This is a genomic window from Azotobacter salinestris (assembly GCF_009363155.1).
Taxonomy (GTDB): Bacteria; Pseudomonadota; Gammaproteobacteria; order Pseudomonadales; family Pseudomonadaceae; genus Azotobacter; species Azotobacter salinestris.
On sequence record NZ_CP045302.1, the window covers coordinates 1856367 to 1871116 of the forward strand.

10 protein-coding genes and 4 pseudogenes are annotated in these 14750 nt (G+C 62.7%); 12 read left to right on the top strand and 2 right to left on the bottom strand.

Features of this window, described 5'->3' with window-relative positions:
* The first annotated feature begins 3 nt into the window (after positions 1 to 3).
* Positions 4 to 1107 carry a sigma-54 interaction domain-containing protein gene (locus tag GCU53_RS08765; RefSeq protein WP_152387276.1) on the top strand — a complete coding sequence of 368 codons (1104 nt, stop codon included), beginning with the start codon at positions 4 to 6 and terminating at the stop codon, positions 1105 to 1107.
* 141 nt (positions 1108 to 1248) lie between these two features.
* Complete coding sequence (gene chrA / locus GCU53_RS08770; RefSeq protein WP_152387277.1) at positions 1249 to 2610, top strand: chromate efflux transporter; 1362 nt, start codon at positions 1249 to 1251, stop codon at positions 2608 to 2610.
* A 547-nt stretch (positions 2611 to 3157) separates the two neighbouring features.
* Here chrA and GCU53_RS08775 read toward each other — a convergent pair.
* Positions 3158 to 3808, bottom strand: coding sequence for a TetR/AcrR family transcriptional regulator (locus GCU53_RS08775; protein ID WP_152387278.1), 651 nt, complete (start codon positions 3806 to 3808; stop codon positions 3158 to 3160).
* A gap of 108 nt (positions 3809 to 3916) precedes the next feature.
* Between GCU53_RS08775 and GCU53_RS08780 the strand changes: the two genes are divergently transcribed.
* The gene (locus tag GCU53_RS08780; RefSeq protein ID WP_152387279.1) at positions 3917 to 5122 is read left to right on the top strand and encodes an MFS transporter; all 1206 of its coding nucleotides are present in this window, start codon (positions 3917 to 3919) and stop codon (positions 5120 to 5122) included.
* Between the two features lie 74 nt (positions 5123 to 5196).
* On the top strand, positions 5197 to 6294 hold the full coding sequence (locus GCU53_RS08785) for an IS630 family transposase (protein WP_152387280.1): 1098 nt from the start codon (positions 5197 to 5199) through the stop codon (positions 6292 to 6294).
* Between the two features lie 79 nt (positions 6295 to 6373).
* Here the strand turns inward: GCU53_RS08785 and GCU53_RS08790 are convergent, their stop codons facing one another.
* On the bottom strand, positions 6374 to 7411 hold the full coding sequence (locus GCU53_RS08790) for an IS630 family transposase (RefSeq protein WP_152386499.1): 1038 nt from the start codon (positions 7409 to 7411) through the stop codon (positions 6374 to 6376).
* 145 nt (positions 7412 to 7556) lie between these two features.
* On the opposite strand from GCU53_RS08790, the pseudogene GCU53_RS08795 reads away from it, so the two are divergent.
* The 8 genes and pseudogenes from GCU53_RS08795 to GCU53_RS08830 form a co-directional block, all read left to right on the top strand.
* A pseudogene (locus tag GCU53_RS08795) lies at positions 7557 to 7838 on the top strand (transposase); the annotation flags it as partial.
* A gap of 100 nt (positions 7839 to 7938) precedes the next feature.
* On the top strand, positions 7939 to 8268 hold the full coding sequence (gene tnpA / locus GCU53_RS08800; RefSeq protein WP_152386470.1) for an IS66-like element accessory protein TnpA: 330 nt from the start codon (positions 7939 to 7941) through the stop codon (positions 8266 to 8268).
* The gene (tnpB, locus tag GCU53_RS25450) at positions 8265 to 8600 is read left to right on the top strand and encodes an IS66 family insertion sequence element accessory protein TnpB (RefSeq protein WP_167520046.1); all 336 of its coding nucleotides are present in this window, start codon (positions 8265 to 8267) and stop codon (positions 8598 to 8600) included. Before tnpA ends, tnpB begins: the two co-directional genes overlap by 4 nt.
* 205 nt (positions 8601 to 8805) lie before the next feature.
* Positions 8806 to 9843, top strand: coding sequence for an IS630 family transposase (locus tag GCU53_RS08810; protein WP_152386499.1), 1038 nt, complete (start codon positions 8806 to 8808; stop codon positions 9841 to 9843).
* Between the two features lie 41 nt (positions 9844 to 9884).
* Positions 9885 to 11300 (top strand): annotated as a pseudogene (tnpC, locus tag GCU53_RS08815) (IS66 family transposase); the annotation flags it as partial.
* Between the two features lie 16 nt (positions 11301 to 11316).
* Positions 11317 to 12409, top strand: a pseudogene (locus tag GCU53_RS08820) (transposase); the annotation flags it as partial.
* 499 nt (positions 12410 to 12908) lie between these two features.
* A complete protein-coding gene (locus tag GCU53_RS08825; RefSeq protein ID WP_152387282.1) occupies positions 12909 to 13427 on the top strand; it encodes a hypothetical protein in 519 nt (172 codons plus the stop codon).
* Positions 13428 to 13965: 538 nt separating this feature from the next.
* Positions 13966 to 14651, top strand: a pseudogene (locus GCU53_RS08830) (spermidine synthase).
* The last annotated feature ends 99 nt before the right edge of the window (positions 14652 to 14750 follow it).

The window sequence follows — 14750 nt, forward strand, 5'->3', positions numbered from 1 at the left end:
CCCATGCAGTTACTCACCCTGCCCCCGTCCCCTGCGCTCGCCACCTCGGTCCGCGCCACCGCGCAGGTCTTCGCCGACCCCAAATCGCAGGCCCTGCTTGACCACCTGCAACAGATCGCGCCGAGCGACGCCAGCGTGCTGATCATCGGCGAAACCGGCACCGGCAAGGAGCTGGTGGCCCGCCACGTGCACAACCTCAGCAAGCGCCGCGGCGGCCCCTTCGTCGCGGTGAATTGCGGCGCCTTCTCGGAAAACCTGGTGGAGGCCGAGCTGTTCGGCCACGAGAAAGGCGCCTTCACCGGCGCCCTCAGCGCCAAGGCCGGCTGGTTCGAGGAGGCCAACGGCGGCACCCTGTTCCTCGACGAGATCGGCGACCTGCCGCTGCCAATCCAGGTCAAACTGCTGCGCGTGCTGCAGGAACGGGAGGTGGTGCGCCTCGGCTCGCGCAAGAGCATCCCCATCGACGTGCGGGTGCTCGCGGCGACCAACGTGCAGCTGGAGAAGGCGATCAACGCCGGCAATTTCCGCGAGGACCTCTACTACCGCCTCAACGTGGTCAGCCTGGAGCTCAGCCCGCTGCGCGAGCGCCCCGGCGACGTGCTGCCGCTGGTCCGCCACTTCATCGGCGAATACAGCCGGCGCCTGGGCTACCGCGAGATCGCCCTGGACCGCGAAGCCGAGGAGAAGCTGCTCGCCTATTCCTGGCCGGGCAACATCCGCGAGCTGGAGAACGTCATCCACCACACCCTGCTGATCTGCCGCAACAACCGGATCCGCGCCGCCGACCTGCACCTCTCCAACCTGCGCCTCGAGCGCCAGGAGGAAGCCGCCGCGCCGGCCGACGAGTCGGCCGAGGCGCTGTTGCAGCGCGCCTTCCACAAGCTCTTCGAGGAGGACGCTGGCGCCCTGCACGAGCGGGTCGAGGCGGCCCTGCTGCGCACCGCCTACCGCTTCTGCCACTGCAATCAGGTGCACACCGCCAACCTGCTCGGCCTCAGCCGCAACGTCACCCGCGCGCAGCTGATCCGCATCGGCGAGTTGGTGGTCAACAAGCGCCGCCGCCCGGTGCCGACAGCGGACAGGAGGCGGATCGACCTGTCGATCTGAGCCATCGGGCAGGAGCGTTGTCAGATGCACGCCATCGGCGCAGGCCATGATGCGCCATGCCATACGTCGCGCCGTCATCTCTGTGACTCATGTCCCGCGGCGATCTTCCGAGCGCAAACACCCCCGGCGAAGAGCAACCCGATGCCTGAAACCCACACCCTGACCCAGCAGCAGTCCCAGCCGGAGCGCGCCTCCGCCAGCCTGAGCCAGGCCCTGCGCTTCTGGCTGAAGCTCGGCTTCATCAGCTTCGGCGGCCCGGCCGGGCAGATCGCCATCCTCCACCAGGAGCTGGTCGAGCGGCGCCGCTGGATCTCCGAACGGCGCTTCCTGCACGCCCTGAACTTCTGCATGCTGCTGCCCGGCCCCGAGGCGCAGCAGCTCGCCACCTACCTCGGCTGGCTGCTGCACGGCACCCGCGGCGGGCTGATCGCCGGGGCGCTGTTCGTGCTGCCCTCGCTGTTCGTCCTGATCGCCCTGTCCTGGATCTACCTCGCCTTCGGCGACGTGCCGCTGGTCGCCGGGCTGTTCTACGGCATCAAGCCGGCGGTGACCGCCATCGTCGTCCACGCCGCCCACCGCATCGGCGCACGCACCCTGCGCAACGCCTGGCTGTGGGCGATCGCCGCGGCGGCCTTCGTGGCGATCTTCGCCCTGGGCGTGCCCTTCCCGCTGATCGTGCTGGGCGCCGCGCTGTTCGGTTACCTGGGCGGACGCCTGGCGCCGGAGAAATTCAGCACCGGCGGCCATGCGGCGGCGCAACAGAGCTACGGCCCGGCGCTGATCGACGACGACACCCCGACGCCCGCCCATGCGCGCTTCAGCCGTGCGCGGCTGGCGCGGCTGCTGCTGGCCGGCGCCCTGCTCTGGCTGCTGCCGATGGGCCTTCTGACCCTGCTGTTCGGCTGGCATGGCACCCTGACGCAGATGGGCTGGTTCTTCACCAAGGCCGCGCTGCTCACCTTCGGCGGCGCCTATGCGGTGCTGCCCTACGTCTACCAGGGCGCGGTCGGCCACTACGGCTGGCTGACCCCGACGCAGATGATCGACGGCCTGGCCCTCGGCGAGACCACCCCGGGGCCGCTGATCATGGTGGTGGCCTTCGTCGGCTTCGTCGGCGGCTACGTCCAGCAACTGTTCGGCGCCGAGCAGGCCTTCCTCGCCGGCGCGCTGGCCGCCTGCCTGGTCACCTGGTTCACCTTCCTGCCGTCGTTCCTCTTCGTCCTCGCCGGCGGCCCGCTGGTGGAGTCCACCCACGGCGAGCTGAAGTTCACCGCCCCGCTGACCGGCGTCACCGCCGCCGTGGTGGGGGTGATCCTCAACCTGGCGCTGTTCTTCGGCTACCACGTGCTCTGGCCCGAAGGCTTCGCCGGCCGCTTCGACTGGCCCTCGGCGCTGATCGCCCTGGCCGCGGCCATCGCGCTGTTCCGCTTCAGGCGCGGGGTGATCGAAGTGCTGGTGGGCTGTGCGCTGGCGGGATTGCTGGTGCACTTGGGGCTGCGCTGAGAGACGAAGAACCTGTGTGAAAGTGGTGGCAGGCGTCGGTCCGATGGGGACGGTGGAAAAGTCGATCGTATCTGTGCTCCTGCGTAGGTACGCCGCCGGGGACGCTCCCGCGTCCCCTGGACACAGAGCGTCGATCAGTCAGGGCTCCACGCAGAAACGTGGAAGCCGTCAGAATCAAGATGTATCTGGCATTTCGCTGGGAGTTGAAAAACGTCAGTGAAATGCGTGACAGAAAACGGCCAGTTCCGGTGATTCGCCGGTCGCCGAAACCAACTTAGGAACGGCGGCTATACCCGGATTCTGTTGAAAAACTCGATTTCCTCGCTCAACCAAGCTGAAAGGAGAGAGTCGGCTTTTCATAAACGGCTGAATAAACAGCGAGTTACCATCAGGGGATAGCTCAATCCTTCTCTCTGAAACTCCTTGAAAATCGGTTTCTGGGAGTTTTTCAGCAGAATCGGCCAGAAGCTGACTTTCGTGACTGCCTACTATCTGGCCAGCATCTGACGCTTGCCAGTTTCGGTTTTCAAGCCGTGGTGGATGGTCATCAGTGCCCTGTGGAGCGATGCTCCTGGAGAGTCATCATATCCAGACGCAAGTTGTCCCAAATGCTCATTGCCAGTGTCACGGCTGCGTCGAGCATCGCATGCGGTACGCCGTCCCGAGCCAGTGGGGACAGTCCCAATAGAAAGCTGTCGAACACAGCAGCAAGCGCCTCTGGAACAACGGTTGATGGCAGCTCCCCTGAGGCGACGGCCCGTTCGATACAGGCCACCATTCCCGCACGGTTCAAGGCTCTTGCTTTGGCGAGGGGCTGGGAGATGATTTTGCTTTCCTCCGAGCAGGCGCTCATCAGTCCCAGCGCCACGAGACAGCCTCTGGGATGACCTGGTTCGCACTGCATTCTTGCTGACCGACGAATCGCGAGCTCAATAGCCTGCCTGGGGGGCAAGGACTCATCGAAAAGGCTTTCTGTCACTCTGCCGTGAGTTGCCAGATAACGATCCATCACCTCAGTGAACAGCGCTTGTTTTGAGCCGAACGCAGCGTAAAAGCTCGGCGCGCTGATTCCTCCACCGATACTAGCCTTGAGTTGGGTAAGCGATGTAGCGTCGTAACCGTGCTCCCAAAACAAGTGCATTGCTTGAGTAATTGCCGCGTCACGGTCAAAGGTGCGCGGACGGCCCATCTGTGCCAATGCATGCCTCCTCTTGAACGAAATACATACTAGTCGATACATAAGTCATTGACTACCGCTGCCACAACAATTTACATTTATACCGATCGGTATATATTAGGTGTTGTAATGACTACGAATGAACCACTGGATGGTAAACTCCCTGTCGGAGCGCTGTTGGCTTTGGCCATGACCGGGTTTATCTGCATCGTGACGGAAACATTACCTGCAGGCCTGCAGCCGGAAATTGGTACAGGATTGGGGGTCTCAGCTTCCTTGGCAGGTCAGATGGTAACCGTGTATGCGCTGGGATCCCTGTTGGCGGCGATACCGCTGACAATTGCTACTCAAAACTGGCGGCGCAGAACGGTGCTGATGCTGACCATCATCGGATTTCTGGTTTTCAACTCCATCACTGCGATATCCACGAACTACTGGGTGACCCTTGTCGCACGCTTCTTTGCCGGTGTTTCTGCCGGTCTGGCATGGAGCCTGATTGCAGGCTACGCACGGCGCATGGTTGTGCCCAAATTGCAGGGACGTGCGTTAGCCATTGCGATGGTAGGAACTCCTATCGCCTTGTCGCTAGGCGTACCTCTAGGAACTTGGCTAGGCGGGGTTATGGGGTGGCGGATGGCGTTTGCGTTGATGTCCGCTTTGACGCTTGTGTTGATCGCATGGGTCTTAATCAAGGTTCCGGACTATCCAGGACAATCGTCATCGCAACGGATGGCCCTGCGTCAGGTTTTCATCTCGCCGGGTGTTCGTCCCGTGCTGGGCGTGGTGATGACTTGGATGTTGGCTCACAACATTCTTTACACCTACATAGCGCCTTTCGTTTCTCAGGCAGGTCTGACTAGTGATGTTGATTTGGTGCTGCTGGTGTTTGGTCTCGCCGCGTTGGGGGGAATCGGGGCAACAGGTCGGCTTGTCGATAGGTATCTTCGCAGCGCAGTCCTTGCCAGCCTCGCAATCTTCACAGCGGTCTCAGCTCTTTTAGGACTATTTCCTCACTCAGCAGTCGCGGTATACGCAGGCGTGTTTCTCTGGGGCCTGAGCTTTGGTGGGGCGGCAACGCTCCTACAAACAGCATTGGCTGATTCCGCCGGCAAGGGGGCAGATGTCGCCCTCTCGATGAACGTTGTTGCCTGGAATAGTGCGATTGCTGGTGGCGGACTAATAGGGGGAGTGTTGCTCGGACAGTGGGGGGCGGCTGTGCTGCCCTGGGTGCTGATATTCCTGCTGCTGGCGAGTCTGGCTATTGCGTTTCGGGCGCGCACGCATGGCTTTCCACAAGGTGAAAGGCGCACCGGTCAAGTGGTGCTGGGACACTAGTGTGGTGAATCACAACTACTCAGGATAAGTCTTGTCTACCGCGGAGCTGGCAGAGTTTTTTCGGAGGGCATGCGATGAAAACAGGCCGCCCAGCCGTTCGGATCGAACTGACCGAACACGAGCATGCCGAACTCACCCGCCGCCGAGCCAGGCACAAGGGGCCTGCCGATATGCAGCTGCGCGCCGAGATCATTCTGTCCTGCGCTCGAGGCGAGTCCGGCTCTTCCATTGCTCGACGGCTCGGCATTACGGCGCAAACCGTTTCGAGGTGGCGCCTTCGCTTCGCCCGTTTGGGCCTGCAAGGCCTCAATGACGAGCCGCGCTCAGGCCGCCCACGCAGCATCAGTGATGAAAAGGTCCAGGAAGTGGTCGACCGGGTGCGGCAGACCCGGCCCGACGATGCCAGCCATTGGAGCTCGCGCCGGATGAGCAAGGCCACCCATATTTCACCGGCGAGCGTACAGCGTATCTGGCGAGCCTTCGGGCTCAAGCCTCACCTGGAGCACACCTTCAAGCTGTCCACCGATCCTGCCTTTGTCGACAAGGTGCAGGATATCGTAGGGCTCTACCTGAATCCGCCGGATAAAGCGCTGGTACTGTGCGTCGATGAGAAAAGCCAGATCCAGGCGCTCAATCGAACACAGCCGGGGCTGCCGCTGGAGCCTGGGTATCCGGCGACCCGTACCCATGATTATCAGCGCCATGGCACGACGTCCTTGTTTGCCGCCCTGGATGTGGCCACCGGCGAGGTGATCGGACGTCTCAAGCGCCGTCACCGCAGCGCAGAATTCCTGGAGTTTCTCAGGGCCATCGAGGAAACGGTCGAGAGCGACAAGGCCATACACCTGATCATGGATAACTATGCCGTGCACAAGACCGACAAGGTGCGTGCCTGGCTTGTCGCACACCCGCGTTATCACGTGCATTTCACCCCGACGTCTGCGTCATGGCTGAATCTGGTGGAGCGCTTTTTCTCGATGCTCACCCAGAAGTGGATAAAGCGCCAGGCCCATACCCGCGTGAAGGATCTCGAGCAGTCCATCGAGTATTACCTGGCGACCTACAACCAGAATCCAAGGCCCTTCCGCTGGCGTAAGGGAGCAGGTGAAATCCTGGCCTCTGTCGGCAGGGCTGCTCGAGCCTTGCAAAGAAATAATGAAGCGAACTTGTGATTCACCACACTAGGCGCAAGGTGTTGCCAGGGCGGACAAGGGCCCCTTGCATATTAATCCGGCAATCCAATACCCCAAATCATGCCGCATAGGCTATTTTGGGGTGCCTGAAGTACGAGCGAATTCGCTCGGGCTTTGATTGCAGGCGGCGCATGACCGAACGAACACGTCCTTCCAGAGCCTCCCGGCTTCTCGCGCTCGGCCCGCTGCGCACCTGCTGCTTGAGGTCGCCATTGAGGTACTCGTCCGGGTTGAGCTCCGGGGCGTACGCAGGCAGAAAGAACACCTCGATCCGCTCTCGTCGCTCGCCCAGCCAGGCTTTCACTGTCTTGCAGTGATGCACGCGCAGGTTGTCCAGGATCAGGAACACCTTGCGCCCTTGGGTGTCCCGGATCAGCCGCCCCAGGAAGCGGATCAACACAGTCGCCGTCATGGTTTCCCGGTACAGCATGAAGCGCAGCTTGCCCCGGTTGGTCACCGTCGAAATCATGTTCGTGGCAAAGCGGCTTCCACTGACCTCGCGTACCGGCGTTCGCCCTGTCGGGGCGTAGCTGCGCCCCGCGTGGCTATCGCTGCGCAAGCCGGTTTCATCGCCCCAGTGAATCTCGCCGCTCTCGGCCTTGGCACGCTGTTCGATCTTCGGGTACTCGGTCTTCAACCAGCGCTGTATCGCCTCGGGCTGCTGCTGATAGGCGCGCTTCAACGGCCGCTGCGGGGTATAGCCCCAACGCTTGAGGTATTCGCCGACCGTCCGGATCGGCATCTGAAAACCACAGTGCAGGGCGATCAGGGCCTGTACCGCCTCCCGAGTCCAGAGCGCGAAAGCGAGCTTCAGCTGGTCTGGCATGGTATCGAGCAGCAACGTGCGAATCAGCGCCTCCTGCTCCGGGCTGAGGCTGCGGCGCTCTCCTGGCAGTGACCCGCGCTGGCCACCCTCGATGGCAGCCGCCTTGCCCTGGCGCTGCGCCACCTCAACCCAGTGCGCCACGGTGCGCAGATGAACGCCAACGGCTTCGCCGATGGCTCGGTAGGTATACCCCTGCTCGCGCATGCGAAGGGCGATGGCGCGTTTTTCGCGCTGTTCCAGGGGGCTGAGGCTTCGGGCGTCACGGGTCATCGGGAAAATGCTGATTATGCCCTATTTTATTGCCGGATTAATAGCGTCGGTGACCGTCCGCTTCTGGCCGATTCTGTTGAAAAACTAGCTACCCCGGCAGACAGCGGCCAGACTCCTCGTGTCGGCAAGCGAGAGGGCACGCAGCATGATGGGGCGGCTATCGAGTGGGCAGGAGCGGCTGTTTTACGCGTTCAACCTGGAAGAGTATGTTCCCTGCCAGCACCTCCTGCGCCGTATCGATCGCGGCCTGGATCTCAGCAACCTGCGCCAGTACCTCAAGGATTTCTACAGTCCCGTCGGGCGTCCCTCGATCGATCCCGAGCTGATGATCCGTATGCTGGTCGTCGGCTACTGCTACGGCATCCGCTCCGAGCGGCGGTTGTGCGAAGAGGTCCATTTGAACCTGGCCTATCGCTGGTTCTGCCGTAACCGTCCGGCCAAGTCATCTGGCTTGAACCCGCCAGGCTAAGAGATGGTGTCCACCTATTTATCGTGGACACCATTTCAAGGCTTTCAAGCGGGGAATCATGCAGCGACGTTCTTATTCCAAGGCCTTCAAGGCGCAGGTCGTGCAGGAGTGCAGCCTGCCCGGCAACTCGGTTGCCAGCGTGGCCCTGAGCCACGGCATCAATACCAATGTGGTTCATCGCTGGAGAAGATTGGCCGCATGCTCCCCGTCGACCGGGACACTGCCCGCCTTTCTTCCGGTGACGCTGGAGCCGCTGGTTCAGTCGGCGACTTCCGACCAGGCGGAGATCCGCATCGAGATTCCCCATCGCCGTACAAGCTTGACCGTGCACTGGCCGGCGGGCGATGCCGAAGGCTGTGCCCGGTTCGTCCGCGAGCTCCTGCAATGATCCGCATCGATGCCATCTGGCTCGCCACCGCGCCGCTGGATATGCGGGCCGGAACGGAAACGGCGCTGGCCAGGGTGGTGGCGGTCTTCGGTGCGGCGAAGCCGCACAACGCCTACCTGTTCGCCAACAAGCGGGCCAACCGCATGAAAGTGCTGGTTCACGATGGTTTCGGTGTCTGGCTGGCCTCGCGCCGGCTGAACCGGGGCCGCTTCGTCTGGCCGGGCAGCTGGCAGGGTGCCCAGTTTGAACTGAGCGCCGAGCAGCTTCAGGCCCTGGTGGTCGGGCTGCCCTGGCAGCGGGTCGGATCGGGGGCCGAAATCCGCCTTTTATAGTTGACCGTCAGGTGCCCCATGCCGCGCAATTGACCGAACGGCCTATCGCCGGGAGCGATCAAGGCAGGCACACTCGGCGCCATGACTTCTGCTTGCTTCGACCATCTGACTCCCGAGCAACTGCGCGAACTGGCGGCGCAGTTGACGCAGCAAGTCCATTACTATTAATCCGGCAATAAAATAGGGCATAATCAGCATTTTCCCGATGACCCGTGACGCCCGAAGCCTCAGCCCCCTGGAACAGCGCGAAAAACGCGCCATCGCCCTTCGCATGCGCGAGCAGGGGTATACCTACCGAGCCATCGGCGAAGCCGTTGGCGTTCATCTGCGCACCGTGGCGCACTGGGTTGAGGTGGCGCAGCGCCAGGGCAAGGCGGCTGCCATCGAGGGTGGCCAGCGCGGGTCACTGCCAGGAGAGCGCCGCAGCCTCAGCCCGGAGCAGGAGGCGCTGATTCGCACGTTGCTGCTCGATACCATGCCAGACCAGCTGAAGCTCGCTTTCGCGCTCTGGACTCGGGAGGCGGTACAGGCCCTGATCGCCCTGCACTGTGGTTTTCAGATGCCGATCCGGACGGTCGGCGAATACCTCAAGCGTTGGGGCTATACCCCGCAGCGGCCGTTGAAGCGCGCCTATCAGCAGCAGCCCGAGGCGATACAGCGCTGGTTGAAGACCGAGTACCCGAAGATCGAACAGCGTGCCAAGGCCGAGAGCGGCGAGATTCACTGGGGCGATGAAACCGGCTTGCGCAGCGATAGCCACGCGGGGCGCAGCTACGCCCCGACAGGGCGAACGCCGGTACGCGAGGTCAGTGGAAGCCGCTTTGCCACGAACATGATTTCGACGGTGACCAACCGGGGCAAGCTGCGCTTCATGCTGTACCGGGAAACCATGACGGCGACTGTGTTGATCCGCTTCCTGGGGCGGCTGATCCGGGACACCCAAGGGCGCAAGGTGTTCCTGATCCTGGACAACCTGCGCGTGCATCACTGCAAGACAGTGAAAGCCTGGCTGGGCGAGCGACGAGAGCGGATCGAGGTGTTCTTTCTGCCTGCGTACGCCCCGGAGCTCAACCCGGACGAGTACCTCAATGGCGACCTCAAGCAGCAGGTGCGCAGCGGGCCGAGCGCGAGAAGCCGGGAGGCTCTGGAAGGACGTGTTCGTTCGGTCATGCGCCGCCTGCAATCAAAGCCCGAGCGAATTCGCTCGTACTTCAGGCACCCCAAAATAGCCTATGCGGCATGATTTGGGGTATTGGATTGCCGGATTAATACAAAACCCGCGGCGAGCAGCTGGCTCACGAAATTGCCGTCCTCAAGCGGCATCGGTTTGCCCGGCGCAGCGAGCAGCTCGGTGCTGCCCAGCTCAGCCTGCTGGACGATCTGCTCGATACCGATATCGCGGCCATCGAAGCCGAGCTCGAGGAACTGGCTCCAGCTCCCGCCGCTGCCGGGCCACGCCGGCAGCCCAGGCGCACGGCCTTGCCGCCGCAGTTCCCCCGCACGCTGATCCATCACGAGCCGGACAACACGCAGTGCTCCTGCGGCTGCCAGCTCAAGCGCATCGGCGAGGATGTCAGCGAAAAGCTCGACTACACCCCGGGCGTCTTCACGGTGGAGCGGCATATCCGCGGCAAGTGGGTCTGCGAGCGGTGCGAAACCCTGATCCAGGCGCCGGTTCCGGCCCAGGTGATCGACAAGGGCATCCCGACCGCCGGGCTGCTGGCCCAGGTCATGGTGGCCAAGTTTGCCGATCATCTGCCCCTGTACCGGCAGGAAAGGATCTTCGCCCGGGCCGGCCTGGCCATCCCGCGCTCGACCCTGGCGCAGTGGGTCGGCCGCTGCGGCGTACAGCTGCAACCGCTGGTCGATGCGCTGCGGGACACAGTCCTGGAGCAGAACGTCGTCCATGCCGACGAGACCCCGGTGCAGATGCTCGCGCCGGGCATGAAGAAGACCCAGCGCGCCTACGTCTGGGCCTACGTTCCCAGCCCGTTCGCCGAGCTGCGCGCAGCCGTCTACGACTTCAGCCCCAGCCGTGCCGGCGAGCATGTCCGCACCTTCCTGGGCGACTGGAAAGGCAAGCTGGTCTGCGACGACTTCGCCGGTTACAAGGCCTGCTTCGAGCAGGGCGTGACCGAGATCGGCTGCATGGCCCATGCCCGACGCAAGTTCTACGACCTGCATGTCGCGAACCAGAGCCAACTGGCTGAACAGGCCCTGCGCCACATCGGTCAGCTGTATGACGTCGAGCGCGAGGTACACGACTTGCTGCCCGATGAGCGACAGCGAATACGCCAGGAAAAAGCCAAGCCCATCGCCGATGCCCTGCACGGCTGGATGCTCGCCCAGCGCCGGTTGGTGCATGAAGGCACGGCCATCGCCAAGGCACTCGACTACAGCCTCAAGCGCTGGGCGGCCCTGGTGCGCTATCTCGATGACGGCATGCTCGCCATCGACAACAACGGGTGTGAAAACCAGATCCGCCCGTGGGCCATCGGCCGTGCGAACTGGCTGTTCGCCGGCTCGCTGCGCAGCGGCAAACGTGCGGCTGCGCTGATGACACTGATCCAGTCAGCGCGGTTGAACGGCCATGATCCGTATGCCTATCTGAAAGATGTGCTGACCCGGCTGCCAACGCAGAAGGCCAGTGGGCTCACCGAGCTGCTGCCGCACAACTGGATGCCTGCCAGCAAGGTGTAATCCCCAGCCGCTTACGTTCTGCCGGTTGGGGCTGGAAGACGAAGTGTCCAATCACTCGACGCTTTCCAAGAACCGGCATGGCCGCTTTCGGGCCAGCGGCCTGTTTCGCTGGCTGTTCAATGAAGTGGTTCGTCGCTGCATGACCGCCGGCCTGGTCAAGGGCGAAGGCTTTGCCGTGGACGCCAGCATCATCAAGGCGGATGCAAACCGGCAGCGTGGCGTCACCGGGGATGAAGCGATCAACTGGGGCGACCCGGCACTCAGCACGCGCGCGGTGCGTGAGTACCTCGAGGCACTCGATGACGAAGCGCTCGCGGAAACGCTACCCAAGCGCTTGTCACTGACCGGCCAGCTGGACGGCTGCGCCGGGCGGGCCGGCGTTCTTCGCCTATTCCACGAACTACCTGATCGATACCGAGCACAGCGTGATCCTGGACGTGGAAGCCACGCCGGCTCACCGCACCGCCGAGGTCGAGTCGACCAAGACCATGGCGGAGCGCGTCGAAGAACGTTTCGACATCACACCGGAACGTCTGATCGGCGACACCGCCTATGGGACAGCGCCCATGCTGGCCTGGATGGTGGAAGAAAAGGGCATCGAACCGCATGTCCCGGTGTGGGACAAAACCGAACACAAGAACGGCACCTTCTCGAGCAATGATTTCCACTGGAATGAAGAGGATGGGGAATACCGCTGCCCGGCCGGACGCCCCCGGCGTAGCGAGTGGCGGGCCTTCAAGCGTCAGCGCTCCCACGTCACGAAAGCCAACACGGTGATCTACCGGTCCAGCCAGGCCGACTGCACAACCTGTCCGATGAAGTCACGGTGTTGCCCGAATACGCCGATGCGCAAGATCGTCCGCAGCGTTCATGAAGCCGCTCGGGAAGTGGCTCGACGCATCGCCACCACAGCGGCGTATCAACGCTCCCGCTGCGAACGCAAAAAGGTCGAGATGCTCTTCGCCCATCTCAAGCGGTTCCTGAAAGTCGATCGCTTGCGGCTACGTGGACTGACTGGCGCAATCGATGAGTTCACACTCGCCGCAGCGGTACAAAATCTGCGGCGATTGGCCAAGTTGGTTCCTCAGGGGCCACCGGTCACAGGATAGGTACGCCTGTTTGAAGCAGAAACCCTCCAAATAACCCCAAAACCCGAGCCTGAAGGCTCAACAGAACATCGAAAGGCCATGAAAAGTGGCGGGCCAGCCCTTCGGTGACCAATCCGAAGGCCAGCATGCCTACTGTAAGTAAAACCACTTTTTCAACAGAATCCCCGGAAAGCTGACCTACAAGGATCGGTCGTCAATTCCTGCTCATCGGTCTAAAGCCGCCAGTGGCTTCCTATTGCGCTAACGACCGCTACAGGCTCATCACCGGCCGTCTCGGCTTCATTTGCTCATGCTGCTGATCATGCAAGCTATCGCCCGAGCCAGGACAGCACGAAGAACGCGACGACGATGGCGATCCGGAGCGTCGATGACCTGAACCGTGGCCAGGAATGTGTCTTGCCGCGCCCGAATTTGTGTAACGTTTCGAGGATTCCGCCAACTAAATTGGTAGGTGGCCGCGCCGGCGACCACTCTTACCTACTCATTTTAGGAGGCTGAGATGGACATACTAAAGACGCACAGATTGACCCACCGCAAGCTCGATGGCCGTGCAGGCGTTTGGGCCGGGGTGATCGCCGGTGTTGCGTTCCTGGCGCTCGAGATGCTGCTGGTGCCGCTGCTGATGGGCGGAAGCCCGTGGGGGCCGCCGCGGATGATCGCGGCGATCGTCATGGGTCGGGATGTGCTGCCACCCCCGGCGACCTTCGACGGTGGTGTCCTGATGGCAGCGCTGCTCGTGCATTTCGCGTTAGCCATTGTGCTGGGATTGATCCTGGGCAAGCTCATCGCCCTATTCAACCTCGATTCCAGCTGGGGATTGACCTTCATTGTCGGGGCGGTGTTCGGGCTGGTGGTCTATGTCGTGAATTTCTACGGGATGACCGTGTTTTTCCCATGGTTCGCCGAGGCTCGTAACTGGCTCAGCATGACGCTGCACGCCGTCTTCGGCGTGATCGCAGCCGAATCCTACTTCGGGCTGGAAAAGCGCCCGGCTGCAGCCTCAGGGCTTGTGTCCTGAGCAAGCTTTCTCGCTGGCGAGAGGGACAAGCGGCAGCCGTCGAGGTTGCCGCTTGCCTGCCTAGTGAGCTGGCAATAATGATGTTCACTGCAACAGCGGCTCCACTTTTGGGAACCGCCGTTTGACTTCTGAGCCGCCGAAGCCGAAGTGGTTCGGAATTCAGTCCATCGCGAAGTCCGAATGTAGCCATTCGGCGCGAGCGTTCCGCCGCTGGCCGGTAAGGCCGCATAGCGGACACGGCAAGGCCGATGGCGAGTCAGATTTCCTCAGCTTTTGGCTACCGAGCAAAAGCCTACGCAGTCCACCCATTCAATCCCCGAATGATCGGACTCATCGCCCACCGCAGACATGCACGCAAAGCCTGAACCCACAAGGCCGGCTCGGGGCCGGGACGGGCCGGTTTCTCCTTGAGGCCGCCATCCGTCCATGACAAGCTGCCGCACCGGTCGCCTCCGCTCCGCATCCTGGCGACGCTCTTCGCGGCGGCGTTGGCTGCCCCGCTCTCCGGCTCACGGCCGCCCTCTTCGTAGAGATGCCCATGAAACGTTTCGTCCTGCTCGACACGGCCTCCATCCCGGAAAACGGCGGTGCGCTGTGCCTGTACGAATATGGCGAGGATTTCGTCATCAAGATCCAGGGCGGCAGCGGCAATCAGCTGATGAATACCCGCATGCACGGATCGGAGGACGCCCTTGGCCAGATCCCCTGCCGCAAAGTCGCGTCGCGCCCGCAGGCGCGCGTGCTGGTCGGGGGCTGGGGATGGGCTTCACCCTGGCCGCGGCGCTCAAGGCGCTGGGTGCCGATGCGGAGGTGCAGGTGGCGGAGCTGGTGCCCGGCGTGATCGAGTGGAACCGCGGCCCTCTGGGCGAGAAGGCCGGCCATCCGCTGAACGACCCGCGCACCACCCTGCTCAACGCGGACGTCGCAGCAGTCCTCAAGCGGGAACCCGGGGGCTATGACGCGATCATGCTGGATGTCGACAACGGGCCCGAGGGGCTGACGCAGAAAGTGAACGGCTGGCTCTACTCGCCGGACGGCCTGAACGCCTGCGCGCAGGCCCTGCGGCCCAGGGGCGTGCTGGCCGTCTGGTCGGCCAGCGCCGATCGGGCCTTTTCTGGACGGCTTGCCAAGGCCGGCTTCCGGGCGGAAGAGGTTCAGGTCTTCGCGCACGGCAACAAGGGCACCCGGCACACCATCTGGATTGCGGAAAAGCTTCGCTCTTGAAGGTGTGCTGCGGACCGCAGCCGAACGAACCCTGGAGCGAGCGTCGATCTTCCTTGGCAGTCCGTCCGTGTCGGTGGAAAAGCATCCCCAGATTCACCG